Below are 26040 nucleotides of genomic sequence, written 5' to 3'. Positions count from 1 at the left end.
GCGCCCCTGTTCTCGTACGACCGGCCGCTCGTCGCGCGGCCGGGGAGCGCGTCCCGCGCCGGACTACTCCGCCGAGGCCGCCGCCGCGTCCGCGGCCTGGGCCTTCAGGGCCCGCTCGACACCCGAACGGGACTCGGAGACCAGACGGCGCAGGGCCGCGTTGGGCTCGGCCGAGGCGAGCCAGGCGTCCGTCTTGCGGAGCGTCTCCTCGGAGACCTGGACCGTCGGGTAGAGGCCGATGGCGACCTGCTGGGCGATCTCGTGGGAACGGGACTCCCAGATGTCCTTCACGACCTCGAAGTACTTGTCCGTGTACGCGGCGAGCAGCTCGCGCTGGTCCGTCTGGACGAAGCCACCGATGACCGCCTCCTGGAGGGCGTTCGGAAGCTTGTCCGACTCGATGACCTGGGACCAGGCATCGGCCTTGGCCTCCGGGGTCGGGCGGGAGGCGCGGGCCGTGGTGGCGTGACGCTCCCCGGCCGCCGTCCTGTCGCGCTCGTACTCGCCGGCGATCTCCGCCTCGTCGTAGCGGCCCACCGCCGCGAGCCGCTGGACGAACGACCAGCGCAGCTCGGTGTCGACGGCCAGCCCCTCGATCGTCTGCGTCCCCTCCAGCAGCGCCTCCAGCAGGTCCAGCTGCTCGGGGGTGCGTGCGGTCGCGGCGAACGCGCGGGCCCAGGCGAGCTGGTGGTCGGAGGACGGCTCCGCGGCCCGCAGGTGGGCCAGGGTCGCGTCCGTCCAGCGGGTCAGCAGCGCCTCACGGCCGGCCGGGTCCGCGTACAGGTCGATCGCCAGCTTCACCTGGCGGTGCAGCGACTGGACGACACCGATGTCCGACTCCTTGCCGATGCCGGACAGCACCAGGGACAGGTAGTCGCGGGCGGCGAGCTCGGCGTCGCGGGTCATGTCCCAGGCCGAGGCCCAGCACAGGGCGCGGGGGAGGGAGGACGCGAAGTCGCCGAGGTGCTCGGTGACGAAGGCCAGGGACTGCTCGTCCAGACGCACCTTGGCGTACGACAGGTCGTCGTCGTTGAGGAGGACGACCGCCGGGCGGCGCTTGCCCACCAGCTGCGGCACGGCCGTCAGCTCGCCGTCCACGTCCAGCTCGACGCGCTCGTCGCGGACCAGCTTGCCGCTGTCCTCGTCGCGCTCGTACAGGCCGACCGCGATGCGGTGCGGGCGCAGCGTCGGCTCGCCCTTCGCGCCGGCGGGCAGCGCGGGCGCCTCCTGGCGGATCGCGAAGGAGGTGATGACACCGTGCTCGTCGGTCTCGATCTCCGGGCGGAGGACGTTGATGCCCGCGGTCTCCAGCCACTGCTTCGACCAGGTCTTCAGGTCACGGCCGGAGGTCTCCTCCAGGGCGCCCAGGAGGTCCGACAGGCGCGTGTTGCCGTACGCGTGGCGTTTGAAGTAGGCCTGCACGCCCCGGAAGAACTCGTCCTCGCCGACGTACGAGACGAGCTGCTTCAGCACGGACGCGCCCTTGGCGTACGTGATGCCGTCGAAGTTGACGAGGACGTCGTCCAGGTCGCGGATCTCCGCCATGATCGGGTGCGTCGACGGCAGCTGGTCCTGCCGGTACGCCCACGTCTTCATGGAGTTGGCGAAGGACGTCCAGGCGTGCGGCCAGCGCGACTCGGGGTGAGCCGCCTGGCAGGCGATCGACGTGTACGTGGCGAACGACTCGTTCAGCCACAGGTCGTTCCACCACTCCATCGTCACGAGGTCGCCGAACCACATGTGGGCCAACTCGTGCAGGATGGTCTCGGCGCGCATCTCGTAGGCCGCGTCCGTCACCTTCGAGCGGAACACGTACTGGTCGCGGATGGTCACCGCGCCCGCGTTCTCCATCGCGCCCGCGTTGAACTCCGGTACAAACAGCTGGTCGTACTTCTGGAACGGGTACGCGTAGTCGAACTTCTCCTGGAACCACTCGAAGCCCTGCCGGGTCACGTCGAAGATATGGTCGGAGTCGAGGTACTCGGCCAGCGACGGGCGGCAGTAGATGCCCAGCGGCACGCTCTGCCCGTCCTTCTCGTACACGCTGTGCACCGAGTGGTACGGGCCGACGATCAGCGCCGTGATGTACGTGGAGATACGGGGCGTCGGCTCGAAGACCCAGACGTCGTCCTTGGGCTCCGGCGTCGGCGAGTTGGAGATGACGGTCCAGCCGGTCGGCGCCTTCACGGTGAACTGGAAAGTGGCCTTCAGGTCCGGCTGCTCGAAGCTCGCGAACACCCGGCGGGCGTCCGGGACCTCGAACTGGGTGTACAGGTACGCCTGGTCGTCGACCGGGTCGACGAACCGGTGCAGACCCTCACCCGTGTTGGTGTAGGCGCAGTCCGCCGCGACCCGCAGGATGTTGCTGCCCTCCAGCAGGCCGGGCAGCGTGATCCGGGAGTCCGCGAAGACCTCGGCCGGGTCGAGAGCGTCGCCGTTCAGGGTCACTTCGTGGACCGTCGGGGCCACCAGGTCGATGAAGGTCTCCGTGCCGCCCCGGGCGGCGTCGAAGCGCACCGTGGTCACGGACCGGTAGGTGCCGCCCTCCTGCGCGCCGGTGAGGTCGAGTTCGATCTCGTACGAGTCAACGCTGAGCAGCTCCGCCCGCTGCTGAGCCTCTTCGCGGGTCAGGTTTGTGCCAGGCACGCGGTCATCTCCTCGTTATGTGTCGGTTCGGTCATCCTTCCACGGCGCGGAGGGTTGGGCGACGACCATTTTCACCGGCACCACCACGTCCGCGGACCGCCGGTTGCCCGGCGCGGCGCGGACGACTCCCGAGGGCAAGACGCCCCACCTCGCGCGCCCCCGGTCCGGAACGCCGACGGGGCGGTCACTCCCGGTGGAGTGACCGCCCCGTCGTACGGCGGGACACGGCCCGCCCGGCGTCGGAGGGGCCGTACGCGTGCCGGCGTCAGCCCTTCAGCTCCGCCGCCACCAGCTCGGCGATCTGGACGGCGTTCAGCGCGGCGCCCTTGCGCAGGTTGTCGTTGGAGACGAACAGGGCGAGGCCGTGGTCCACGGTCTCGTCGGCGCGGATGCGGCCCACGTAGGACGGGTCCTGGCCGGCGGCCTGGAGGGGGGTCGGGATGTCGGAGAGGGCGACACCCGGCGCGCCGGCGAGCAGCTCGGTCGCGCGCTCCACGGAGATCGGGCGCGCGAAGCGGGCGTTGACCTGGAGGGAGTGCCCGGAGAACACGGGGACGCGGACACAGGTGCCGGAGACCTTGAGGCCGGGGATCTCCAGGATCTTGCGGGACTCGTGGCGGAGCTTCTGCTCCTCGTCCGTCTCGTGCAGACCGTCGTCGACGATCGAACCCGCGAGCGGGAGCACGTTGAAGGCGATGGGCCGCTTGTAGACGCCGGGCTCGGGGAAGTCGACCGCCGCGCCGTCGTGGGTCAGCTTGTCCGCGTCGGCGACGACCTTCTGGACCTGGCCGTGCAGCTCGGCGACGCCCGCGAGACCGGAGCCGGACACCGCCTGGTAGGTGGCGACGACCAGCGCCTCCAGGCCCGCCTCCTCGTGCAGCGGACGCAGGACCGGCATCGCGGCCATCGTCGTGCAGTTCGGGTTGGCGATGATGCCCTTGGGGCGGTCGGCGATCGCGTGCGGGTTCACCTCGGAGACCACCAGGGGCACCTCGGGGTCGCGGCGCCACGCGGAGGAGTTGTCGATCACGACCGCGCCCTGGGAGGCCACCTTCTCGGCCAGCGCGCGGGAGGTCGCGCCACCGGCGGAGAAGAGCACGATGTCGAGACCGGAGTAGTCGGCGGTCGCCGCGTCCTCGACGGTCACCCCGTCGATGACCGAACCGGCCGAGCGGGCGGAGGCGAACAGACGCAGCTCGTCCGTCGGGAAGTTCCGCTCCTTGAGGATCCTGCGCATGACCGTGCCGACCTGACCGGTGGCTCCGACGATTCCGACCCTCACGGTGACTCCTTTTACGTGGCTTGTCTGTGTCTGCCGCATGACCGAGGCGTTTCCATCATGCGGTGAGCCCCGGTCCGCCTGTCCAATTCTTTGCCCCCGGCGCTCGGGGAACGGGACGCGGGGGGCGGCGACACCACGCCCGGTTCTTTGACCGCCACCCCGCCTGAGCTGGAGATATTCGCCCCGTGGGGGCTCGGCGCCGCAAGCTGTGCTGCCTCCCCCCTGCCCGCCGGTACCGGGTGCACGCGAAGGTGTGACGTACGCCTCTGCGGGGCGGCCGGAAAGTCATGGACGGGCCCGAACGTTTCGGCCCGGCCCGGCGTCGTAGGGGAAACGCGGGAGGGGAGGGGTGGCTGTGCTGCGCAGAAAGGCGCGCCGCGTCCAGGAGGTGGACGATCCGCTGCGGGTGCCCGGCGGCCCGTCGGCCATGGGGGGCGCGGGCGGCGGGGGTGAACCGCCGGCCGCCCCGCCGGGGCCGGCGGCAGCGGGCGACACGGGGGTGGATCCGCTGGACGCGGCCCAGGAGCGGCGGGTGCGCGCGGTGCTCGCGCTCGGCGGAGTCCCGCAGTCGGACCTGCCGGACGGGGTGCAGCAGGTACGGCTGCGGCTGCTGGAGCGGGCCGCGAGCGGCCAGGAGGCACCGCGGGACGTGTCCGCGTGGGCGGCGGTGGTCGCCTCCAACCTGGCGATGGACTGGCACCGCGCCAAGCGCCGCCAGGAGCGCCTCGGGGAGCGCCTGGCCTCGCTGCGCCAGCTGGAGCACCCCTCCGGCGAGGACTCCAGTGTGCTCTCGCTCGCCGTCACCCGCGGCCTGGACGAGCTGCCCGACGCCCAGCGCCAGGTCGTCGTCCTGCGCTTCTACGCCGACCTGCCGGTCCGGGACATCGCGGGCGAGCTCGGTATCCCCGAGGGCACGGTCAAGAGCAGGCTCCACTCAGCGGTCCGCGCCCTGCGCGCCCGCCTGCACGAGGACGAGGTGGTGTGACATGGCCGCCCGGGACAACAACCGGCACGACACCGAACCCGACGACATCGTGTTCGAGGCGGCTTCCACGTTCGAGGCGGCTTCCACGTTCGAGGCGGCTTCCACGTTCGAGGCGGCTTCCACGATCGAGGCGGCTTCCGCGATCGAGGCCGCTTCCACGATCGAGGGTGGCTCGGTCGAGGGCGGCTCGGCCGGGCCGCCTCCAGCCAGGAGCGCCGATTTCGAGGAAGCCGTGTTCGAGGGTGCCGAGTACGGCGGCATGGACGCCTTGATGGCCGCGCTCCTCGACGAGCCGCTGCCGGAGGAGGCGCTGGCCGACGGCGAGTTCATGGCCGCGCGGCGGGCGGCGGCCGCCGATGTGCTGCTGCTGCGGGAGCAGCTGGGGCTGATCGGTGACGCCCTGGCCGGGGCCGACGCCGGTGCGGGCGAATCGGAGGCGGAAGCCGGCGCACCGCCGGGGCGAGCCGTGGCCGCGCGGCCGGGGGACGCGGCCGGGGCCGAGACGGTCACCGGGCGCCGGCCCGCGCCCGAGACGGCCCCCGTCGCGCCGGTGAGGCCCCTGCCGACGCGGCCGGGCCGCCCCCGCGGGCGCCGCCGGGCCCTGTCCGTCGCCTTCGGCACGCTCGCCGCCGCCGCGGCCGCCTCCGTCGTCGTGGGCCTCGGCGCCGTCGTCGTCCAGTCGGGCGTTGGGGGTTCGGCGGACGACGCCGGCAGCGCCGCCAGCAAGCAGCGGGACAGCAGCGACTCGCACGACGGCTCGAAGGGCAGTGTGGGCGGCGGGAACGCCGACGGAAAGGTCAGTCCCGACAGCTACGACATCGCCTGCGCCCGCCTGGTCGTCGAGGGCACCGTCGTCTCCGTCGAACCCGTCCCCGGCACCGAGCGGGACCGCGTCACCCTCGACGTGGACCGCTACTACAAGCCGGACAAGGGTGAGAAGGAGATCGTCTTCCCGCTGGACCAGGACATCCGCCCCCGGGTGAAGAAGGGCGACCGCGCTCTCGTCGGCCTCCCGCGCGACGGCGCCGAACCCGATCTGTGGACCTCCGACCCGTCCGACATCGCCGGCCGGCGGGCCTGGATCGAGACCGCGGCGCGGGAGGCGGAGGGCGAGAGGTGTAGGTGAGGGGAGCCCCCGGGGCCGGCCGCCACCCCAGGCCGACCTCCGGGGCACCGCAAGGCTGATGTGTCCGCACACGCATACGGCCCGCCGGGGAAACCGGCGGGCCGTGTTCCGGCGGGCCTGAGCGGCGGCGGCTCCGCCGGGCACCCCGGATCGGGTCGTCCGATCCCGGGGTGCTTTTGAGCCTGGGGTGCGACGTGGGTGACCGGCGATCAGGTCACTCCTTGTCGTCCCAGGTCCAGGTCTCCTTGTGGCCGGGGACGACCACACCGGGCTGCACGCCGCCGCCCTTGTCCGGCTTGGCGGGCACGACGACCTCCGTCACGGCGTCGTCCGCGGCCAGCCGCGTGCCCGCGGGGGCGTCGACGGCCGTGCCGAGGACGAGGGCCGCCGCCGCGGAACCCAGACCGAAGAGGGCGAGGACGCCGATGCGCCGGGAGCGCGTCGAGGAATGCACAACCGTTCCTCTTTCGTGAGGGGTTACAGGTGAGGGCCCTGTGAAGGGCCACGACCGATCATGGTTGATCACCGTCCGAAACGCAGGTGCTCACGATGGCCGCTTGCGGCCATGGCCGGACAGGGCCACCGCGCCCGCGATTAGTTCCCGGCGGAGGGATCCCGGCGGAGGAGTCTCGGCGGCGACGCCACAACCAGCCCGCCGGACGGCAGACGCTACAGCCAGGCCCGCCGTACGGCAGACGCTACAGCCAGCCCCGCCGTACGGCCTCCGCGCCCGCCTCGAACCGGCTCTGCGCGTCCAGCCGCTTCATCAGGTCCGACATCAGCCGTCTGATCGTACGCACGGACAGCCCCAGCTTGCGGGCGATCCCCTGGTCGGTCATCCCCTCGGACAGCAGCTTCAGCAGGACCCGGTCGCGTTCGCTCGCCCCGTCGCCCACCGCGGCCGGTGCCTCCGCGCCCAGCGGCACGCCCTGCGCCCAGACCAGCTCGAACAGCTCGGCGAGAGCCTGTACGACGCCCTGGTAGCGGACGACGAGCGCGCCCTGGCGGCTGTCCTCGGCGTTCACCGGCACGACCGCGACCTCACGGTCGCAGATGATCATCCGCATCGGAAGGGCGGGCACGGTACGCACCTGTCCGCCCATGGAGGTGAGCCAGGTCGCGTAGTCGGAGGTGGGCTGGTCGTTGCGGACGCTGTCGAGGTAGACGGAGCGCATCCGCACGCCCCGGTCGAAGGACTCCTGGTCCAGGGGGCGGGCCGACTCCAGGCCGGCCGCGCTGACGGCGCCGCCCGGTGTGAAGGTGCAGACCTCCTGCACCGCGTCCCGTGACAGCTGCTCCAGCCGGGTGCGGACCGCGTTCACACCGACCAGGTGCTCGGCGCCCCCGGTGTGCCGCAGCCCCAACGCCGCGTACTCCTTGGTGAATTCGGCGACCACCGCCTGGTGCCGTGACAGATGGGCCCGCTCGGCGTCGAGTTGGGCCTCGCGGCGGCGCAGTACCGGCCCCAGGATCGTCTCGGGGTTCATCGGCAGGTACGTCGTGTCCGTGACGGGGCTCAGCAGGGAGAGATCGGAGAGCCGGTCCACGGCCGCCCGTACCTCGTCCTCGGTGAGGCCCGTGTGCCGCCCGACGTCGTGGAGGGTCCAGGACGGGTTGGTGAGCAGACTCCGGTAGACGCTGACGGCCTCGGTGTCCGCTTCCAGGAATTCGTCCAGCACAGTCGGCCCTTTCGCCTCCCCACCCCCTCATGCCCCGGAGGGGAATCCTAGTTCGATCCGTGCCGATTTCGCGCTGGATCTGGGGTCTTGTGGCGAAGGCTACAGGGCAGGCACGACAGTGCCATGGCGCGTTGCGGCCACCCTGCGCCCCTGGTGTTCGGAAGGGACCCGGGCTGAAGATCGAAGGGCGCGACGCACTGATGTGCGGCGGCCCGTCCAACGGGGGGACGGGCCGTCGCGCCGACCGCCCCCCCGTCGCCAGGGGGCGGGTGCCACGTGGGGAGCACCCGCCCCTTCCCCGCATCCGTTGAGTAACGTCTCCTCATGCGCGAGGACTTGCGGGTGGCGGCCTACGCCGTGTGCGTACGGGACGGACAGGTGCTGCTGGCCCGCTGGGTCGCCCGGGACGGCACCAAGCGCTGGACCCTTCCCGGCGGCGGCATGGACCACGGTGAGGATCCCTACGACACCGTCGTCCGCGAGGCCGACGAGGAAACCGGCTACACCGTCGAGCCGACCGCCCTCCTCGGCGTCGACTCCGTCACCGAGGACCGCTCCCGGCGCCTGGGCTCCCGCGCCGCCTTCCACAGCCTCCGCCTCGTCTACGAGGCCCGCGTGACGGGCGGCACACTGCGCCACGAGACCAACGGCTCGACGGACATGGCCGCGTGGCACCCCTTGGAGGAGCTCCCCCACCTGGAGCGGGTCGGCCTGGTGGACGTGGGCCTGACCCTGTGGCGCCGACGCCCGCCCAACGGCCACCTGGAACCGCCGGTCGCCTTCTAGGTGCGCGGGCAACCGCGCGACAAGCCGCGACGCACCGCAAGGCACCCAACCACCCGAGCCGTGCGGCGAATACCTGCCCTACCCCGTCACATGAACGAGGAGTGACCAACTCCCCTCGGTTGCCCCTACCTTCGGCAACCCCCGGCGAACACCCGGCGCCCGCGAAGATCCACGTACGGTGATCGGCGCCACCCGTTGCCACCTCGTTAACGTCCAGGTCACCCCGGCTGCCAAGCATTCAGTACGAGCGGGAACCCCACTCCGGCCCCCAACGCGGAGCGGCCCCGCGACCACTGCCGACGCGTTCGCACTCGGGGAGACCGCGCCATGTCGCGCATACGCTCAGTCGCTGCCGCCGCCACCAACCCTGACCGCCGTGCCTTCCTCGCCGCCACCGGCGCGGTCGGCCTCTCGGCGGGCATCGGGCTCGCCCTGCGGCCGGAGACGGACGCCCACGCCGCCGCCACCGGGACCACCACCGAGGTCCCCCTGGCGAACCTCTCCAACCGGGAGGCCCCGGCCGCCCCGCTCGCGCCGTACACCCGGGGCACCACCCTCGCCTCGGTCGCGGCGCCGCGCAACGCCTCCGGCTACCGCCGGCTCGGTGACGGCCCCGCCTGGAAGCGGGTCGTGCGCTCCGACCTCGCGACCCCCAAGTCCGGCCGGGAGAAGCGCCGTACGGCTCTCGCGTCGTTCGTGCAGTTCACCGATCTGCATGTCGTCGACGTGCAGCACCCGCTGCGCTACGAGTACCTGCGCGCCCAGACCGCGAGCGCCTGGCGGCCGCAGGAGGCGCTGTCCGTGGCGGGGGCGGTCTCGCTCGTCGAGCGGGTCAACTCGCTGCGCGGCGCCCCCGTCACCGGCTCGCCGCTGCACTTCGTGATGACGACCGGCGACAACACCGACAACAACTCCAAGACGGAACTGGACTGGTTCCTGAAGGTGATGAGCGGTGGCCGCGTCACCCCCAACTCCGGTGACCCGCGCGGCTACGAGGGCGTCCAGAACAGTGGACTCAAGCTCTACTGGCAGCCGGACTCCACGCTCCGCGACGCCGACAAGAAGCTCGGCTTCCCCCACCTGGACGGCTTCCTCGCGGCCGCGATCCGCCAGGTCAACAGCCCCGGCCTGAACGTCCCCTGGTACTCCACCGTCGGCAACCACGACTCCCTCCCCGGCGGCTGCTACGCCCCCGGCGACTCCTTCTTCGCGGACTTCGCGGTCGGCGGCAAGAAGCTGATGACCCTGGACGAGCAGGTCGGCAAGGCCCTCTGGGACAACGTCAAGAGCGGCGGTGACCCCCGTGGGGCCGACTGGAAGGCCGTCCTCAAGTCCCAGGCGAAGAAGATGCGTTCGGTCACCCCGGACGAGGGCCGGGCGCCCTTCACGCCCCTGGAGTACCTGAAGGCGCACCTCGACCCGGCCCACACCGGCCCCGGCCCGGTCGGCCACGGCTACTCGCAGGCCAACCTCGACGCCCGCACCCAGTACTACGTCTTCCGGATCGCCGACGACGTCATCGGCATCAGCCTCGACTCCACCGACCCCGGCGGCCACTACGAGGGCTCGCTGGGCACGGCACAACTGAAGTGGCTGGAGCGGACGTTGAAGGACGCCGCCAAGAACGGCACGTACGCCGTGGTCTTCAGCCACCACACCAGCACGACCATGCGCAACCTCCGCAAGGACCCGTCCCGTCCGGGCGAGGCCCGGCACGGCGGCGACGAGGTGCTGGCCCTGCTGGGCCGCCACCGCAACGTCCTCGCCTGGGTGAACGGCCACAGCCATCGCAACCGCGTCACCCCGCACAAGTACGCCGGCGGCGGCTCGTTCTGGGAGATCTCGACCGCGTCCCACATCGACTTCCCGCAGCTCGCACGGGTGATCGAGCTGGTGGACAACAAGGACGGCACGATCTCCGTGTTCACGACCCTCATCGAGTCGGCCGCCCCGCACGCCACCCGCTTCACGGACCTCAGCCAGACCGGCCTGGCGGCCCTGTACCGCGAGCTGTCGTTCAACGCGCCCGGCCGCCGGGACACCCTCACCGGAACCCCCGGTGACCGCAACGTGGAGCTGGTGCTCCGAAAGGGCTGAAAATCGCTCAACGCCCGTACCCCTGTCAACCCGGCCCGCACCGCCGGGGTCCCCCTCCGTGACCGGACGATCATCATGGACACAGGGGGAACGATGTCAGTACGTACGGGACTGGTGGCGGCGACCGCGGTGGTCGCGGCGGTGGCGCTCGCCGCCCCGGCGGCGGCGGCCGCGCCCGCCGCCCCGAGAGACGCCCACGGCACGACCCGCGAGGCGATGGACGCCAACGTGAGGGACGGCGTCGTGGGCATAGCCCTCCAGGCGAAGGACGCCCGGGGCGTGTGGAAGGCGACGGCGGGCAAGGGCGACCTGAGGACCGGCGCGCCGCGCACCGCCCACGACCGCTTCCGGGCCGGCAGCATCACGAAGACCTTCGTGGCCACGGTCCTGCTCCAGCTGGAGGCCGAGGGCCGGCTGTCGCTGGACGACAAGGTCGACCGGTGGCTGCCCGGCCTGGTGCGCGGCAACGGCCACGACGGCCGTCGGGTGACGGTCCGCCAGCTCCTCAACCACACCAGCGGGATCTTCAACTACACCGCCGACGAGCAACTCGGCCGGGAGGTCTTCCTCGCCGACGGGTTCCTGAAGAACCGCTACCGCACCCACACGCCGGAACAACTGGTCGGCATCGCGATGAAGCACAAGCCCGACTTCGCCCCCGGCACCCGCTGGAACTACTCCAACACCAACTACCTGCTCGCCGGCCTGGTGATCGAGAAGGTCACGGGCAACCCGTACGCCGACGAGGTCCGCGCCCGCATCATCGAACCCCTCGGCCTGCGCGGCACGAAACTCCCCGGCACCTCCCCCGGCCTGCCGGGACCACACAGCCGCGCCTACTCCAAGCTCGCCGAGACCGCGGACGGAAAGACGTACGACGTCACCAGGATGAACCCCTCCGTGGCGGGCGCCGCGGGCGAAATCGTCTCCAGCGCCGAGGACCTCAACCGCTTCTACGCGGCGCTGATGCGGGGCCGGCTCCTGCCGAGGAAGCAGCTCGACGCGATGAAGACGACCATCCCCGTCGAGAACCTCGGCGGCTACGGCCTCGGCCTCACCGAACAGAAACTCTCCTGCGGCGTGCGGGTGTGGGGCCACGGCGGCGGCATCCACGGCTCCGTCTCGGAGTCCGTCACCACCGAGGACGGCCGCCACTCCCTCACCTTCAACTTCAACAGCGACTGGACGGGGGACAGCGGGGCGATCGTGGAGGCGGAGTTCTGCGGCAAGTAGCCGTCTGAGTACGTCATGGGGAAGGGCCGCCGTGAGGTGCGGCGGCCCTTCCCCTCCCCTCCTGCGCTCCGCCCGGGTGAGGGCGGGTTCCCGGAATTACCGGGGAAGCACCACCACATACGCGGCCGGATCGCGGTCGGACGACGCCATCAGCGCGGTGCGGACGACCGCCGCCTGCTGCTCCACGGACTCACGCAGCTTCCTGGGAGTCAGGTGGACGACGGTGACGCCGAGCCGTTCCAGAGTCTCCCGCTTGCGCGCGTACTCGGACCAGAGCGCGTCGTCCTGCTGCCCGGGGGTTCGGGTGTCCAGCTCCACCGCGACGGCCTGCTCCGGCCAGTACGCGTCGAGGCCGCCGAGGTGCGGGCCGCCGGGGAGCCGCAGGTCCACGTTCCAGACCGGGTCGGGCAGGGCGAACTCACGGACCATGCGGTACAGCTGGTCCTCCGCGATCGCCCGCCCCTCGGCGAGCAGTGAGTCCACCGCGTCCGCGACATGAGGACGGTTCAGCAGCCGCGCCTGCGTCAACTCCCGCATCACCGCCGTCGGCTCGGTGTGCCCGCCGCGGACCGCCTCGGTCAGCAGCCGGCGTACGGAGTCCACGTCGACCAGCTCCGCGACCGCGTCGGCCAGGGCGCGCGGCACGGGGGCGACGGGCAACCCGGTCACGTGCGACGGGGTCGGCAGGGACGCGGTACGGATGACGCGGGCGCAGCCGACGGTGCGCAGCCGGCGCAGGCGCGGCACCAGGACGTCGATGGTGTCCAGGGACAGCAAGGGGGGAGCGGACGAGAAACCGTGCAGCGTCAGGGCCGCGAGGCCCGTGATCACGGCGTCCGCGTAGTGGGGGGTCGCGCGGGGCTCGTCGCCGTTCGGCTGCGCGGGTACCCCGGCGGCCGGCTCACGGAACGGGGTGCGGGCAGCGTACGACAGGACGGCGTGCAGCCGCTCCTCGGAGGTGGGCGGGCCGGGGTGCAGCAGGTAGACGCCGGGGAGGAGCTGCTGCCAGGGACCACCCTGCCGGCACTGCTCGTTCGTCTCGGCCGGGGTGACACCCTGCGCGCGCAGCTGCGCGGCCGTCAGTACGCGGCGGTGCACGTTCGCGAGCCGGCTCAGGGGGCGGGAGAAGAGCGGGGTGTTGTGGTTCATGCCCCGGAGGTTCCCGCGCCGGGAGTGGCTCCGAACCCCTGTTACAAACCCGTCGACAAATCCGGACAAGACCGCACTAAAGTACGTGCGTTCGACTGCCGATAGTCGCTGGTCGACCCCGTGATCGGAAAAGGTTACGGCTCCGACTACCCGAACTTCGTAACGCGGAACCAGGCAAGGTGAATTGACGCGGTTCAGCTCGATGTCGCGACTTCTCAGCCGCGGGGCAGTCGCGCACCCGACCCGGCCGGCGGCAGGCGCCGGGTGCGCGACACGGGGGAGGGCTACCCCTCGGCCCCCGCGTCGCATGCCTGCGCCCGCAGCGCCCGCGCCAGGTCGTCGCGGGCCTCCACCACCAGGCGGCGCAGTGCGGGCGCGGCCCCCTCGTGGGCGGCGAGCCAGGCGTCCGTCGCCTCCAGGGTCGCCGGGGAGTCCTGCAACGACGGGAACAGCCCCCGCACCACGTCCATCCCGATCTGGATGGACCGCTCGGCCCACACCCGCTCGATCACCTCGAAGTACCGCTCGGCGTACGGTGCCGCCAACTCCCGCTGGGACGGCCGTGCGAACCCGGCGATGGTCGCCTCCACCAGCGCGTTCGACAGCACGTCCGACTCCACCACGGACGCCCACGCCTGCGCCTTCACCGCGGCCGACGGCCGGGACGCCAGGCACCGCACCTGGTGCCGCTTGCCGGACGCCGTGTCGTCGCGGGCCAGCTCCGCCGCGAGGATGCCCTCACCGGCCACCCCGTACGTCGCCAGCGGCTCCAGGAACGCCCACCGCAGCTCCTGGTCGACCTCCAGCCCGTCGACCTTCTCGGTCCCGGCGAGCATCCCCTGGAGCACCCCGAGGTCGGCCTCGCTCGACGCCACCGCCGCGAAGAACCGCGCCCACGTCAGCTGGTGCTGGCTCCCCGGCTCGGCGGCCCGCAGCTCCCGCAGGGCGCCCTCCGCCAGCAGCTGGCCGCCGGTCTCCCGCCACTCGGGCGCCGCGTAGAAGGTGAGCGCCGAGTTCGCCCAGGCGTGCAGCATCTGCAGCACGCCGATGTCGGACTCCCGGCCCGCGAACCGCAGCACCAGGTCGACGAAGTCCCGCGCCGGGAGCAGCGCGTCCCGGGTGAGGTTCCACAGCGCCGACCAGCACAGGGCGCGCGCCAGCGGGTCGGAGATGTCGCCGAGCGCGGCCCGCAGCGTGTCCAGCGACCCGGCGTCGAAGCGGATCTTGCAGTACGTGAGGTCGTCGTCGTTGACCAGCACCAGCTCCGGCGCCTCGGCCCCGGCCAGCTCGGCCACGACCGTCCGCGCCCCGACGACGTCCGCCTCGGCGCGCGCGTACCGCTCCAGCGCGCCGTCGTCGCCGCGCCGGTACAGGCCGATCGCCACCCGGTGCGGCCGCAGCTCGGGGTGGGACTCGGCGGCCTCCTGCACCACCGCCAGCTCGTCGATCCGGCCCTCGGCGTCGAGCAGCACCTGCGGGGTGAGGGAGTTCACCCCGGCCGTCTCCAGCCAGGCCCGCGACCAGGCCGGCATGTCCCGGCCGCTGGTCTCCTCCAGGACCGACAGCAGGTCGCCGAGGCGCGTGTTGCCGTAGGCGTTGCGCTTGAAGTACCGGCGGGCGCCCTCCAGGAACGCCTCACGCCCCACGTACGCCACCAGCTGCTTCAGGACGGACGCGCCCTTGGCGTAGGTGATGCCGTCGAAGTTGAGCTTGGCGTCCTCCAGGTCACGGATGTCGGCCGTGACGGGGTGGGTGGAGGGCAGCTGGTCGGCGCGGTACGCCCAGGACTTGCGGTTGTTGGCGAAGGTGACCCAGCCGTTGGTGAAGCGGGTGGCCTCGACCATGGAGAAGGAGCCCATGAAGTCCGCGAAGGACTCCTTCAGCCACAGGTCGTCCCACCACACCATGGTCACGAGGTCGCCGAACCACATGTGCGCCATCTCGTGCAGGATGACGTTGGCCCGCCGCTCGTACGACGCCCGGGTGACCTTGCCGCGGAAGATGAACTCCTCGCGGAAGGTGACGAGCCCCGGGTTCTCCATCGCCCCGAGGTTGTACTCCGGGACGAACGCCTGGTCGTACTTCCCGAACGGGTACGGGTAGTCGAAGTGGTCGTGGAAGAAGTCCAGCCCCTGCTTGGTGATCTCGAAGACGTCGTCGGCGTCGAAGTAGGGGGCGAGCCCCTTGCGGCACATCGCGCCGAGGGGGATCTCCAGGCGCGTACCGTCGCCGAGGATCCGCTCGTAGGAGTCGGTGACGTAGTGGTACGGGCCGGCGACCACGGCGGTGATGTACGTCGAGATCGGCTTGGTCTCCGCGAAGCGCCACACCCCGTCGGTCCGCTCGCCGGCGCCGTTGCTCCACACCACCCAGTCCTCGGGCGCCCGCACCTCGAAGCGGAACGGGGCCTTGAGGTCCGGCTGCTCGAAGTTCGCGAAGACCCGGCGGGAGTCGGCGGGCTCGTACTGCGTGTAGAGGTAGACCTCGCCGTCCTCCGGGTCGACGAAGCGGTGCATGCCCTCGCCGGTGCGGGAGTAGGCGCACTGGGCGTCGACCACCAGCTCGTTCTCGGCGGCCAGGTCCTCCAGCACGATCCGGGAGCCGTCGAAGACCGCGCGCGGGTCGAGATCCTTGCCGTTGAGGGAGACCGACGTCACACTCGGCGCGATCAGATCGGCGAAGCTGGTGGCGCCCGGGTCGGCGCACCGGAAGCGGATGGTCGTCACCGAGCGGAAGGTCCGCGGCTCGTCGCCCCGGTCGCCGACGGCGGACCGCAGGTCGAGGGAGACCTCGTAGCCCTCGACGGACAGCAGCGCGGCCCGCTCCTGGGCCTCGTCGCGGGACAGATTCTCACCGGGCACGGGCGGCACTCCCTCGGGGGTGGTGTTCAGCATGCGGACAGGGCCGATCCTGCCATGCGCTCCTGACGCCGGGCAGTCGGGAATGACGCGGGCTGTCGGGAATGACGTGGGTGGTCGCCGGTGTTGCGGGTTGTTGCGCTGTAAACCGACCACGCACCCCTGCTCTTTCCGAGGAGAAGCATGTCCGAGCAGACCTCCGGCAAGACCCCCGTCGACTTCTGGTTCGACCCGCTGTGCCCCTGGGCGTGGATGACCTCGCGGTGGGTCCTGGAGGTGGAGAAGGTCCGTGACATCGAGGTCCGCTGGCATCTGATGAGCCTCGCCGTCCTCAACGAGAACAAACTGGACGAACTCCCCGAGGAGTACCGCGAGCTGCTGGAGACGAAGGCCTGGGGCCCGGTCCGTGTGGTCATAGCCGCCCAGGAGGAGCACGGCGCCGATGTGCTCGGCGACCTCTACACGGCGATCGGCACGCGCGCCCACAACCAGGGCGAGGGCGCGGGCAGGGAGGTCGTCGCCGCGGCGCTGAAGGAGGTCGGGCTGCCCGACTCCCTGATGGACCACTGGGACTCCACCCCGTACGAGCCGCAGCTGCGCGCCTCCCACAAGGAGGGCATCGACAAGGTCGGCCAGGACGTCGGCACGCCCGTCATCGCGGTCCCCGGCGCCGACGGCGAGCAGATCGCGTTCTTCGGCCCGGTCGTCACCCCCGCCCCGCAGGGCGAGGAGGCCGCCAAGCTGTGGGACGGCACCCTCCTCGTCGCCTCGGTCCCCGGCTTCTACGAGATCAAGCGCACCCGCACCAAGGGCCCCGACTTCAGCAACCTGGTCTGACGCGCCCCGGGCGCCGGGCGTCCACCGCGCCCGGCGCCGCACGCCGTTCACCGCGCCCGGACCGGCCGGTGTTCACGTCGACCGGTGCCTCGCGTACAGGGCGGCCAGGCGTGGCAGCCGGCGCTCCGTCTCCGCCCAGTCGTCGAAGTCGAAGTCCCACGACGGGTCCAGCGCCGGGTAGCGGATGCGGAAGCAGTCCGGGGGCAGATCCTCCCCGGTGGCCGCGCGGTGGGCGTCCCAGGCGATACCGAGGGTGCTCTCGCACTCGACCTCGGCCCAGTCCTCGGACGCCCGCCGGATCACGGGCGACCCGGCGAGGGAGTCGGGGTCGGCGACGGCCCGCTCGAAGACCTCGCGGCCCTGGAGCACGAGCCAGCCCCGGAAGTAGTCGAAGCCGTCGTCCGAGCAGCCTCCGTTGATCGTGTACGCCGCGGCCCACAAGGGAGCCCGGTACGACGTGCCCAGCAGGTCCCACAGGATCTGCTGGGCGGCCACGATCTCGGCGGCCGGCCGGGCCGCGAGCAGCGCGGCGGCCCGCTCGGCGACGGCCCGGGCACCGTCCGGCTCCTCGGGGGCCGCGGCCGTGCGGCGCGCCTCGTCGACGATGCTCCAGAACTCGTTCACGTCCATGGGGCGAAGCCTGTCAGCGGGGTCTGACAAAGCACCCCGCCGCCGGGTCACTCCAGTTCGTCGGGCAGGCGCTTGGTGAGCCTGAAGTGTTTCTCGTGGCCATGGGTGCGGAGGTTGAGACAGACCTTGCCGTCGGGGCGGTCGTTGACGCACTTGTAGTAGTTGTCCGAGACCGGGTTGCCGAGCTGTCTCTGCAGCCAGTCGCGCTCCTTGGCGTTCAGTGGCTCGTGCGGCTCCTCCGAGCGGCAGGTCTGGCAGGTCAGTCGTCGCGAGGTCGGCATCCCCCAAGAATCCCGCCGAAACCGCCCGTAAGGGAAGAGGCTGCGCCGAAGGGACCCCCGGAAACAGCAGGAGCGAGGCGCGGGCGAGTGCCGACGGGGCGAAAAGGGGAGTGTGGGCGCGGGCGGGACCGACCTACTATCGGTCCTCGTGGGACGGGGGATTGGGGGAGGCCCGTGGGACCCGAGATCGCCGATCTGGCACGGACGGCCGGTACGACGATGGTGGCGCTGATGGCCACCCAGACCTGGGAGTCGGCACGCGAGGGCGTGGTCGCCCTGTGGCGGCGCTTCCAGCCCGACCGCGCGGAGGCCGTCGGCGGCGAACTGGAGGCCACCCGTGAGGACCTCCTCCTCGCCCAGCGCTCCGGCGACACCGAGACCGAGGCCGAACTGACCGCCGAGTGGCAGGCGCGGGTCCGCCGGCTGCTGGTCGCCCGTCCCGACGTCGCCGACGAACTGCGCCGCGTCCTCGCCGAGCTGAGCCCCGCGCTCCCCGAGGAACGGCCCACCACCGCCATCCGGCTGCGCGCCGAGGCCTCCGGCAACGGCCGGGTCTACCAGGCCGGCCGCGACCAGCACATCACCGAACGCCCCGACCGATGAGCGAGCTCGGGGCCCGTGCGTCCGGGCAGGGCCGCGTCTTCCAGACCAGCGGCGACCAGTACATCCAGGAGCACCACCACCACTACGGCGCCGGAGCGGACGGCCCCCTCTTCGCGGGCGGCCCGCAGTCCGCCGCCCTCCCGGCCGCCCCCGACTCCGTCCGCGTCCCCCTCGTCGGCCGCCCTCCCGGCGTCCTGCGTGACCGGGAGCAGCCGCGGGAGGCGCTGACGGCGGCCGTCACCGGACCCGGCGGCGGGATCCACGTCGTGCACGGCATGGGTGGCTGCGGCAAGACCGCGCTGGCGTACTGGATCTTCACCGAGGCCGTCCGCACCCACCGGCGCGTCGGCTTCTGGGTCAACGCCTCCGAGCGGATGTCCCTGCGTGCCGGGATGCTGGCCGTCGCCGGCGACCGGGGCGCCGGCACCGGCGAACTCGCCGCCGCTGCCGCCGGCCAGCGCGCCGCCGCCGACCTCGTCTGGCACCACCTCGACCACTCGGCCGACCCCTGGCTCCTCGTCCTCGACAACGCCGACGACCCCACCGTCCTGGAGGACGGCGCCTGGTTGCGCGCCAGCGAGCGGGGCACGGTCCTCGTCACCACCCGCCACGCCACCAGCCCGCTGTGGCGCGGACCGCGGGTGACCCGGCACGCCCTGGGCGTGCTGCCTCTGGACGACGCGGCACGGGTCCTGTGCGACCTCGCGCCGGACGCCGGTGACCTCGCCTCCGCCCGCAAGGTCGCCGAGCGGCTGGGCCGCCTGCCGCTCGCCCTCACCCTCGCCGGTTCCCATCTGGCCCACCAACTGCTGGAGTCGTGGTCCATGGACGAGTACGACCGCAAGCTCGGCGAGGAGTCGACCGCGATCGTCGACCGGGGCGCCACCGCACACGGCACCGGCCAGTCCCGCCAGCTGGTCGGCCGTACCTGGCAGTTGTCCCTGGACACCCTCGCCTCCCGCGGACTGCCCGAGTCGACGACCCTGCTGCGCCTGTTGTCGTTCCTCGCGGCGGACCCGGTGCCGCTGACGCTGCTGCTGCCCCTTGCCCGCGGCGGGATGCCGGTCGACGGCCTCGAACCCGCCCCGGCCGCGGAGCGGTTGGAGCCGGCGCTGCGGGGCCTGCTCGACCACTCCCTCGCCGAACTGGTCGAGACGGACGGCGCCCGGTGCGTCCAGGCCCACGGCGTGCTGTTGGACAGCGTGGCGGCGGGGGTGCCGGCGAGGCAGCGACCGCTCCTCGCCGAACTGGGGGCCCGCCTGCTGGAGGCGGCGCTGCCCGAACCGGGGGCAGTGTCACCGGAGGCGAGGAGCCGGCTCGCGCTGCTGTCACCGCACGCCTCGGCGCTGTTCGCGGCCGAGCCGGGCGAGCGCACCGCGTCGGCGGCGGTGCGGGTGGTGCGTCAGGTGTACGAGGCCGGTGACTTCACCGCCGCCCACGCCCTCGCGCCGCCCGTCGCCGACCGCGCGTCGGCGCTCCTGGGCACGGAACACCCGATCACCCTCGACGCCAGGGAGCTCCAGGCCAGGGCGCTGTTCCGGAGGGGCCGCTTCGCCGAGGCCGAGGTACTGCACCGCCGGGTGCTCGGCCTCCGCGAACGCGTACTCGGACCCGACCACATGGACACCCTGCGCAGCCATGAGGCCCTGGTCGCGCCCCTGTTCCTGCTGGACCGGCGCGCCGAGGCCGAGGAAGCGGGTCGGCACGCGCGCGAGGGGTACCGGCGCCTGCGGGGAGAGGACTCACTGGAGGCCCTCGCCGTGTGGGCGGACGTGGTCGAACTGCTGCCGGGGCTCGTGGAGGCGCCGGAGTACGAGGAGGAGGGACGCGCTCTCCTCCGCGACTGCGCACGCCTGCTGCCGCCGGACCACCCCACCTGGCTGATGGCCCGGCACAACTACGCCTGGGGGCTGTGCCAGTTGGAGCGGTACGAGTCGGCCTGGGAGCTGGCCCCCCAGGTGCTTGCCGACCGGATCCGGCTCCAGGGCCGGGACCACCCGCACGCGCTGTCGGCGCTCTCCATGACCGCCGTGGCCGCCCACGGCCTGGGCAGGACCGCCGAGGCCATCGGCATGCTGGAGGAACTCATCGAGCGCCGCGAAGGGGTGCTCGGCCCCGAGCACCCCTTCGTCGTCGAGAACCGCGAGTGGCTCACCCGGTGGCGGGCCGACGCGGCGAGCTGATCAGCGCCTCTCCCGTGCCCGCTGCCATCCGTATCCCACGGCCGCCAGCACCGCCGTCATCCCGCCCGACCAGTACAGCTGCGTCCGGGTCGCCGGCTCGCGTGCCATGAGGACGAACACCGCCGCCATCCCGGCCAGCGCCACCCAGGTCAGCCAGGGGAAGGCCCACATGCGGACGACGAGGCGCTCGGGGGCCTCGCGTTCGATGCGGCGGCGCAGCAGCAACTGCGAGACGGCGATGAGGATCCACACGACGAGGATCACCGCGCCGATCATGTTCAGCAGCCATGCGAAGACGTCGTCGGGCCGCCAGTAGCTGAGCACGACGCAGAGGAAACCGAAGACGCTGGACGCCAGCACCGCGATCCGGGGGACCCCGCCCGAGACCCGGCCGAGGAACCTCGGGCCCTGCCCGCGCTCCACCAGGGAGTACGCGATGCGCGAGGAGCCGTAGATGTTGGCGTTCATCGCGCTCAGCAGTGCCACGAACACCACCACGTTCATCAGCTGGCCGGCGCCGGGGATGCCGATGTGGTCGAGGGCGGCGACGTACGGGCCCTTCTCGACGACCGCCTTCGAGTCCCACGGGACCAGCGTGACGATGACGGCCATGGAGCCGATGTAGAAGACGGCGATGCGCCACATCGCCGTCCGCACGGCGGTCGCGACGCCCTTCACGGGGTTCTCCGACTCGGCCGCCGCGATGGTCACGGTCTCCAGACCGCCGTACGCGAAGATCGAGGCGAGCAGGCCGACGACGAGGCCGTCCGTGCCGTGGGGCAGCAGGCCGCCCTCGCCGGTGAGGTTGGAGAGGCCGGGCGAGTCGCCGCCGGGCAGGACGCCCGCCACGGCCAGGACGCCGAGCACCAGGAACAGGGTGATCGCGCCGACCTTCAGCGCGGCGAACCAGAACTCGAACTCGCCGAAGTTCTTCACGGCCGCCAGGTTGGTGCCGAGGAACACCAGCATGAACAGCGCGACCCACGCCCACTCGGGCGTCCCGGGCACCCACCCGGTCACGATCTTCGCGGCGCCGATGCCCTCCAGACCCACGGCGGTGCACAGCAGCACCCAGAACGACCAGCCGGCGGTGAAGCCCGCCCACGGGCCGACCGCGCGTTCCGCGTGCGCAGAGAAGGAGCCCGACGAGGGATACGCGGCGGACATCTCGCCGAGCATCCGCATCACCAGCATCACGAGGAGCCCGGAGAGGGTGTACGCGAGGACGATCGACGGGCCGGCGGCGGCGATGCCCGCCCCGGAGCCGACGAAGAGTCCCGCGCCGATCACCCCGCCGAGGGCGATCATCGACAGGTGGCGCTGCTTGAGGCCGTGGGAGAGGGCGGCGTTCTGCTCCGGTGGAGCCTTGACGGTGCTGCTGGGCATGGGCGCGGCTCGTCCAATGCGTGAGAGGGCAAAAACGTCCACAGTCTGGACAGCCCCTTCGCACGCACGAAGGGGCTGTCCGCTATCCGGACGCGTCCGGCACGCAGGGTGACTAGGTGGCCACGGGAACCGCCACCGGGGTGTAGTGCGCCGCGTCGCCCTCGACGGAGTAGCTCTCCTTGCCCTCGATGCCCACCGGCACGTCACCGGCGACGGTCACCCGGTGCAGACGGCGCGGCAGACCGTCGTAGTTGTCGATGGCGTAGTGCTGGGTGATGCGGTTGTCGAAGATGACGAGCTGGTTCTCCGACCAGCGGTGGCGCAGCACGTTCTCCGGCCGGGTGACGTACGACTGGAACAGGTCGAGGAGCTTGCGGGACTCGCCCGTCGACAGACCGACGATCCGCTGCGCGAACCCGCCGGTGAACAGCCCCCGTTCCCCGGTCAGCGGGTGGACGCGCACCACCGGGTGGACCGTGCGGTACTTGATGGACGTGAACTGGGCGCGGGCGGCGGCCTGCTGCTCGTCGAGGGCCTCCTCGGGCACCGCGTAGTCGTAGTCGTTGGTGTGCTCCGCCCACAGGGTGTCGGCCAGGGCGCGCAGCGGCTCGGGCAGGTCGCGGTAGGCGGCCGCCGCGTTGGCGATCAGCGTCTCCCCGCCGTACGGCGGGATCGTGATGCTGCGCAGGGAGGTCGCCTGGGGCGGGTTGAGGACGAACGTGACGTCGGTGTGCCAGTGGTTGGCGGCGCGGCCCCGTTCGCTGTCGACGGGCAGGACGTTCGGGGTGCCGTCGACGGACGGCACGGTCGGGTGGGCGGTGGTGATGTCGCCGAAGTGCCGGACGAAGGCCTGCTGGCTCGCGTCGTCGAGGTTCACCACGTCGAACACCAGGGCCTTGTGGACGTTGAGGGCCTCCCGGAGCTCGGCGACGGTCTCGTCGTCGAGGGGGCGGGCGATGTCCACGCCGGCCACCTTGGCGCCGATGTTCCCGGTGATCTTGCGGATCTGGAGGTCGGACATGTGAGGGTCCTTTCAGACGAGGGCGGTTTCCCGGGCGGGGAGTTCCCGGGCGGGGAGTTCCCGGGCGGGGAGGGCGTACTGGTTGACGGGGCGGGGGAGGCCGTAGCGCTCCCGCAGGGTCTGGCGCGGCCCGTACTCGCTGCGGAGCAGCCCGCGGGCGCGCAGGATCGGGACGACGTGGTCGACGAAGGCGTCCAGGCCGGACGGCAGGACCGCGGGCATGATGTTGAAGCCGTCGGCGGCGCCCCGCGTGAACCAGGTCTCGATCTCGTCGGCGACCTGCTCGGGCGTCCCGGCGAAGGTCAGATGGCCGCGCCCGCCGCCGAGCCGCCCGATCAGCTGCCGTACGGTGAGCCGCTCGCGCCGGGCCAGTTCGACGACGAGCGTGTAGCGGCTCTTGGCGCCCTCGATGGCGCTCTCCGGCGGCAGGTCGTCCGGCAGGAGGGAATCCAGCTCCAGCGTGCCGGGCGCCAGCTGGAGCAGAGCCTCCAGGCGGCCCACCCCGTGCGTGTACACGATGTGGTCCTCCAGCACCTGCTCGTTCGCCAGCGCCTCGGCCTCGGTGGAGCCGAGCACCGGGACGATGCCGGGCAGCACCTTGATGTGGTCGGGGTCGCGGCCGGCCGCGACGGTACGGGCCTTGAGGTCGGTGTAGAAGGCCTGCGCGTCCTCGATGGTCTGCTGGGCGGTGAACACCGCCTCCGCGTACCGGGCCGCGAACGCCTTGCCGTCCTCGCTGGACCCGGCCTGCACGAGCAGCGGGTAGCCCTGCGGCGTGCGCGGCACGTTGAGGGCGCCCTCGACGCTGAAGTACGTCCCCCGGTGCCGGGGCGGATGGATCTTCGCGTCGTCGCCCCAGACACCGGACGCCTTGTCGGCGACGATCGCGTCGTCCTCCCAGCTGTCCCACAGCTTCAGCGCCACGTCGAGGAACTCGGCGGCCCGCGCGTACCGCTCGGCGTGGGCGGGCTCGGCGTCCAGGCCGAAGTTGCGGGCCGCCTCGGCGCCGGCGGTGGTGACGATGTTCCAGCCCGCCCGGCCCCGGCTGATGATGTCGAGGGAGGCGAACTTGCGGGCCAGGTTGTAGGGGGAGTTGTAGGAGGTCGAGGCGGTGGCGATCAGACCGATGTGCTCGGTCGCCGTCGCCAGGGCCGTCAGCAGGGTGAGCGGTTCCAGCGCCCCGGCGGGACGCTGCGCCAGGTTCCCCCACAGCTGGGGGCCGTCGGCGAGGAACAGCGAGTCGAAGGTGCCGCGCTCGGCGGTCCTCGCGAGCCCGACGTAGTGGTCCAGCTCGACATGCGCGTACGGGTCGCTCTCGGGCAGCCGCCATGACGCCTCGTGGTGGCCGGTGTTCATCAGGAACGCGTTCAGATGAAGCTGTCTGGTGGTCATCGGTGGTCCTTCGAGGTCACTGGTGGTCCGCTGCGGTCACTGCTGGGCTCGGTGCCCGCCCGGGGGCCGCCACGGCGCCTTCCGGGTCCTCGGTCACCCCGAGCGCGGCCAGCAGCCGCTCCCGGTACTCGCCGAGCAGCGGATCGCGGTACGACCGGGGGTGCGGGCGGTCGATGGTCAGGTCGAGGCCGATCCGGCCGTGCTCCAGCACCAGCACCCGGTCGGCGAGCACGATCGCCTCGTCGACGTCGTGGGTGACGAGCAGCACGGAGGGGCGGTGGCGCTCCCACAGCTCCCGCAGCAGCGCGTGCATCCTGATCCGGGTCAGCGCGTCCAGCGCGCCGAACGGCTCGTCGGCCAGCAGCAGTTCCGGCTCCCGGACGAGGGAGCGGGCGAGCGCGGCACGTTGGGCCTCACCGCCGGACAGCTCGTTGGGCCAGGCGCGCTCCCGCCCCTTCAGGCCCACCTCGGCGAGCGCGGCCCGCGCCTTCTCCTCGCCCTCGGTGCCCAGCAGCACGTTGTCCAGCACCCGCCGCCAGGGCAGCAGCCGGGAGTCCTGGAACACCACCGACACCCGCTGCGGCGCGGTCATTTCGCCGCTGCCCACGACCTCGTGGTCGAGACCCGCGACCGCCCGCAGCAGGGTGCTCTTGCCGGAGCCGCTGTGCCCGAGCAGGGCCACGAACTGCCCGGCGGGGATGTCGAGGTCGATGCCGTCGAGGACCGCGCGCCCCTCGAACGACCGGGTCAGTCCCCGCAGCCGTACGGCGGTCCGCTCGGCCGTGGCGGTCGCCGCCGCGCCCGTGGTCGTCGCCGCCCCCGCGACGGTCAGCTGCTCAGTGTGCGTCGCCATGACAGCACCCTCCGTTCGATGAGCCGGACCGCGCTGTCGGAGACCAGGCCGAAGATCCCGTAGACGACCAGCCCGACGAGGATGACGTCGCTCTGGCCGTAGTTCTGGGCCTGGAACATCAGATAGCCGAGTCCGTTGGTGGCGTTGATCTGCTCCAGCACGACCAGGCCCAGCCAGGAGCCGGTCACCCCGAGCCGCAGTCCGACGAAGAAGCCGGGCAGCGCGCCGGGGATGACGATCTCGCGGATGAACCGGAACCGTGACAGGCCCTGCACCTCGGCGAGTTCGACGAATCGGGTGTCGATGCCGGCCAGCGCGGCATGGGTGTTCAGGTAGATCGGTATGTAGACGACGATGGCGATGATCGCGATCTTGAACGTCTCACCGATGCCCAGCCAGAGGATGAACAGCGGGATCAGACCGAGGGTCGGGATCGCCCGGTTCAGCTGCACCGTCCCGTCGATCAGCGCCTCACCGGCCCGGCTGAGCCCCGAGGCCAGGGCGAGCGCGATCCCGGTGGTCAGCCCGATCGCGAACCCGGCCCCGGCGCGGCGCAGCGACGTCAGGATGTCGGTCGGCAGGGTCCCGTCCGTCCACAGACGGACACCGGTCTCCAGCACGGTCCACGGGGCCGGCACCGCCGCGGGGTCCAACTGCCCCGCGGCGGAGGCGGCGGCCCACAGGGCGAGGAAGAGCAGCGGGCCGACGAGCCGGGAGGCGGGCAGCCGCCGCCCGGGGGAGAGCCGTCGCCGCCTGCGGACCTGGCCCGCCGCCTCGACGGCCACCGGCGTACCGGCCGCGGTGGCCGTGCCGGACGGGGTGGCCCTGCCGGACGGGGTGACCGCGTCGGACGCGGTGGCTGTGGCGGACGGGGTCGGGCCGGGCGGGGTGTGGTCGGGCGGGGTCCGGTCGGGCGGGGTCCGGTCGGACTGGGCCTTCGCGGTCTCCGCCGTAATGGCCGTACTCGCCGTACTCGCCGTACTCGCCGTACTCGTGGTGCTCGTGGTCATGGC

21 protein-coding genes are annotated in these 26040 nt (G+C 72.2%); 8 read left to right on the top strand and 13 right to left on the bottom strand.

The annotated features are described in order from the left end of the window. Positions 1–63 precede the first annotated feature (63 nt). Both pepN (ACZ4Z3_RS01630) and ACZ4Z3_RS01625 read right to left on the bottom strand, forming a co-directional pair. Positions 64–2646 (bottom strand): aminopeptidase N, encoded by a 2583-nt coding sequence (pepN, locus tag ACZ4Z3_RS01630; RefSeq protein WP_468499144.1) that lies wholly within the window; start codon positions 2644–2646, stop codon positions 64–66. A gap of 265 nt (positions 2647–2911) precedes the next feature. Further along, complete coding sequence (locus tag ACZ4Z3_RS01625; RefSeq protein WP_468499143.1) at positions 2912–3928, bottom strand: aspartate-semialdehyde dehydrogenase; 1017 nt, start codon at positions 3926–3928, stop codon at positions 2912–2914. Positions 3929–4283: 355 nt separating this feature from the next. Between ACZ4Z3_RS01625 and ACZ4Z3_RS01620 the strand changes: the two genes are divergently transcribed. Together ACZ4Z3_RS01620 and ACZ4Z3_RS01615 are read left to right on the top strand one after the other, a co-directional pair. After that, on the top strand, positions 4284–4913 hold the full coding sequence (locus ACZ4Z3_RS01620; RefSeq protein ID WP_468499142.1) for an RNA polymerase sigma factor: 630 nt from the start codon (positions 4284–4286) through the stop codon (positions 4911–4913). A 1-nt stretch (position 4914) separates the two neighbouring features. Then, positions 4915–6039 (top strand): hypothetical protein, encoded by a 1125-nt coding sequence (locus tag ACZ4Z3_RS01615; RefSeq protein WP_468499141.1) that lies wholly within the window; start codon positions 4915–4917, stop codon positions 6037–6039. A gap of 214 nt (positions 6040–6253) precedes the next feature. Here the strand turns inward: ACZ4Z3_RS01615 and ACZ4Z3_RS01610 are convergent, their stop codons facing one another. Both ACZ4Z3_RS01610 and ACZ4Z3_RS01605 read right to left on the bottom strand, forming a co-directional pair. Further along, positions 6254–6493, bottom strand: coding sequence for a hypothetical protein (locus ACZ4Z3_RS01610; RefSeq protein ID WP_468499140.1), 240 nt, complete (start codon positions 6491–6493; stop codon positions 6254–6256). 244 nt (positions 6494–6737) lie between these two features. Continuing rightward, the gene (locus ACZ4Z3_RS01605) at positions 6738–7718 is read right to left on the bottom strand and encodes a LuxR C-terminal-related transcriptional regulator (RefSeq protein ID WP_099964548.1); all 981 of its coding nucleotides are present in this window, start codon (positions 7716–7718) and stop codon (positions 6738–6740) included. A gap of 324 nt (positions 7719–8042) precedes the next feature. Between ACZ4Z3_RS01605 and ACZ4Z3_RS01600 the strand changes: the two genes are divergently transcribed. The 3 genes from ACZ4Z3_RS01600 (at position 8043) to ACZ4Z3_RS01590 (ending at position 11834) form a co-directional block, all read left to right on the top strand. After that, on the top strand, positions 8043–8504 hold the full coding sequence (locus ACZ4Z3_RS01600) for an NUDIX hydrolase (RefSeq protein ID WP_468499139.1): 462 nt from the start codon (positions 8043–8045) through the stop codon (positions 8502–8504). Between the two features lie 327 nt (positions 8505–8831). Then, positions 8832–10601 carry a TIGR03767 family metallophosphoesterase gene (locus ACZ4Z3_RS01595; RefSeq protein WP_468499138.1) on the top strand — a complete coding sequence of 590 codons (1770 nt, stop codon included), beginning with the start codon at positions 8832–8834 and terminating at the stop codon, positions 10599–10601. 93 nt (positions 10602–10694) lie between these two features. Beyond that, entirely contained in the window at positions 10695–11834 is a 1140-nt protein-coding gene (locus ACZ4Z3_RS01590; RefSeq protein ID WP_468499137.1) for a serine hydrolase domain-containing protein, read from the top strand. Positions 11835–11930: 96 nt separating this feature from the next. On the opposite strand, the gene ACZ4Z3_RS01585 is transcribed toward ACZ4Z3_RS01590, so the two are convergent. Both ACZ4Z3_RS01585 and pepN (ACZ4Z3_RS01580) read right to left on the bottom strand, forming a co-directional pair. Continuing rightward, on the bottom strand, positions 11931–12983 hold the full coding sequence (locus ACZ4Z3_RS01585) for a hypothetical protein (RefSeq protein WP_468499136.1): 1053 nt from the start codon (positions 12981–12983) through the stop codon (positions 11931–11933). A gap of 284 nt (positions 12984–13267) precedes the next feature. Beyond that, entirely contained in the window at positions 13268–15844 is a 2577-nt protein-coding gene (pepN, locus tag ACZ4Z3_RS01580) for an aminopeptidase N (RefSeq protein WP_468499517.1), read from the bottom strand. 180 nt (positions 15845–16024) lie between these two features. Between pepN (ACZ4Z3_RS01580) and ACZ4Z3_RS01575 the strand changes: the two genes are divergently transcribed. Further along, positions 16025–16678 (top strand): mycothiol-dependent nitroreductase Rv2466c family protein, encoded by a 654-nt coding sequence (locus ACZ4Z3_RS01575; protein WP_468499135.1) that lies wholly within the window; start codon positions 16025–16027, stop codon positions 16676–16678. Positions 16679–16750: 72 nt separating this feature from the next. Here the strand turns inward: ACZ4Z3_RS01575 and ACZ4Z3_RS01570 are convergent, their stop codons facing one another. After that, entirely contained in the window at positions 16751–17308 is a 558-nt protein-coding gene (locus ACZ4Z3_RS01570; protein WP_468499134.1) for a DUF4240 domain-containing protein, read from the bottom strand. A gap of 47 nt (positions 17309–17355) precedes the next feature. Next, positions 17356–17589, bottom strand: coding sequence for a hypothetical protein (locus tag ACZ4Z3_RS01565; RefSeq protein WP_099964542.1), 234 nt, complete (start codon positions 17587–17589; stop codon positions 17356–17358). 174 nt (positions 17590–17763) lie between these two features. Here ACZ4Z3_RS01565 and ACZ4Z3_RS01560 point away from each other — a divergent pair, with 174 nt between their 5' ends. Together ACZ4Z3_RS01560 and ACZ4Z3_RS01555 are read left to right on the top strand one after the other, a co-directional pair. Next, positions 17764–18192 (top strand): hypothetical protein, encoded by a 429-nt coding sequence (locus ACZ4Z3_RS01560; RefSeq protein WP_468499133.1) that lies wholly within the window; start codon positions 17764–17766, stop codon positions 18190–18192. Continuing rightward, the gene (locus ACZ4Z3_RS01555; RefSeq protein ID WP_468499132.1) at positions 18189–20375 is read left to right on the top strand and encodes a tetratricopeptide repeat protein; all 2187 of its coding nucleotides are present in this window, start codon (positions 18189–18191) and stop codon (positions 20373–20375) included. The genes ACZ4Z3_RS01560 and ACZ4Z3_RS01555 overlap by 4 nt, the downstream gene beginning before the upstream one ends. On the opposite strand, the gene ACZ4Z3_RS01550 is transcribed toward ACZ4Z3_RS01555, so the two are convergent. The 5 genes from ACZ4Z3_RS01550 to ACZ4Z3_RS01530 all read right to left on the bottom strand — a co-directional run bounded on the left by ACZ4Z3_RS01550 (position 20376) and on the right by ACZ4Z3_RS01530 (position 26037). Further along, complete coding sequence (locus tag ACZ4Z3_RS01550; RefSeq protein ID WP_468499131.1) at positions 20376–21761, bottom strand: amino acid permease; 1386 nt, start codon at positions 21759–21761, stop codon at positions 20376–20378. Positions 21762–21873: 112 nt separating this feature from the next. Then, positions 21874–22782 (bottom strand): TauD/TfdA dioxygenase family protein, encoded by a 909-nt coding sequence (locus ACZ4Z3_RS01545; protein ID WP_468499130.1) that lies wholly within the window; start codon positions 22780–22782, stop codon positions 21874–21876. Positions 22783–22794: 12 nt separating this feature from the next. Next, the gene (locus ACZ4Z3_RS01540; protein WP_468499129.1) at positions 22795–24174 is read right to left on the bottom strand and encodes an LLM class flavin-dependent oxidoreductase; all 1380 of its coding nucleotides are present in this window, start codon (positions 24172–24174) and stop codon (positions 22795–22797) included. A gap of 16 nt (positions 24175–24190) precedes the next feature. After that, complete coding sequence (locus ACZ4Z3_RS01535) at positions 24191–25027, bottom strand: ABC transporter ATP-binding protein (RefSeq protein ID WP_468499128.1); 837 nt, start codon at positions 25025–25027, stop codon at positions 24191–24193. Beyond that, positions 25003–26037 (bottom strand): ABC transporter permease, encoded by a 1035-nt coding sequence (locus ACZ4Z3_RS01530; RefSeq protein WP_468499127.1) that lies wholly within the window; start codon positions 26035–26037, stop codon positions 25003–25005. The genes ACZ4Z3_RS01535 and ACZ4Z3_RS01530 overlap by 25 nt, the downstream gene beginning before the upstream one ends. Positions 26038–26040: the final 3 nt, after the last annotated feature.

The organism is Streptomyces sp. NPDC030296 (assembly GCF_055572815.1).
This window is presented reverse-complemented; position numbering and strand designations above follow the sequence as displayed.

Bases quoted from the DNA above. Each gene is read 5' to 3' on its own strand.
- ACZ4Z3_RS01590 (WP_468499137.1), top strand. From the start codon at position 10,695: ATGTCAGTACGTACGGGACTGGTGGCGGCGACCGCGGTGGTCGCGGCG.
- ACZ4Z3_RS01555 (WP_468499132.1), top strand. From the start codon at position 18,189: ATGAGCGAGCTCGGGGCCCGTGCGTCCGGGCAGGGCCGCGTCTTCCAG.
- ACZ4Z3_RS01545 (WP_468499130.1), bottom strand. From the start codon at position 22,782: ATGTCCGACCTCCAGATCCGCAAGATCACCGGGAACATCGGCGCCAAG.
- ACZ4Z3_RS01615 (WP_468499141.1), top strand. From the start codon at position 4,915: ATGGCCGCCCGGGACAACAACCGGCACGACACCGAACCCGACGACATC.
- ACZ4Z3_RS01600 (WP_468499139.1), top strand. From the start codon at position 8,043: ATGCGCGAGGACTTGCGGGTGGCGGCCTACGCCGTGTGCGTACGGGAC.
- ACZ4Z3_RS01535 (WP_468499128.1), bottom strand. From the start codon at position 25,027: ATGGCGACGCACACTGAGCAGCTGACCGTCGCGGGGGCGGCGACGACC.
- ACZ4Z3_RS01530 (WP_468499127.1), bottom strand. From the start codon at position 26,037: ATGACCACGAGCACCACGAGTACGGCGAGTACGGCGAGTACGGCGAGT.
- ACZ4Z3_RS01585 (WP_468499136.1), bottom strand. From the start codon at position 12,983: ATGAACCACAACACCCCGCTCTTCTCCCGCCCCCTGAGCCGGCTCGCG.
- ACZ4Z3_RS01550 (WP_468499131.1), bottom strand. From the start codon at position 21,761: ATGCCCAGCAGCACCGTCAAGGCTCCACCGGAGCAGAACGCCGCCCTC.
- ACZ4Z3_RS01540 (WP_468499129.1), bottom strand. From the start codon at position 24,174: ATGACCACCAGACAGCTTCATCTGAACGCGTTCCTGATGAACACCGGC.
- ACZ4Z3_RS01565 (WP_099964542.1), bottom strand. From the start codon at position 17,589: ATGCCGACCTCGCGACGACTGACCTGCCAGACCTGCCGCTCGGAGGAG.
- ACZ4Z3_RS01595 (WP_468499138.1), top strand. From the start codon at position 8,832: ATGTCGCGCATACGCTCAGTCGCTGCCGCCGCCACCAACCCTGACCGC.
- ACZ4Z3_RS01575 (WP_468499135.1), top strand. From the start codon at position 16,025: ATGTCCGAGCAGACCTCCGGCAAGACCCCCGTCGACTTCTGGTTCGAC.
- ACZ4Z3_RS01570 (WP_468499134.1), bottom strand. From the start codon at position 17,308: ATGGACGTGAACGAGTTCTGGAGCATCGTCGACGAGGCGCGCCGCACG.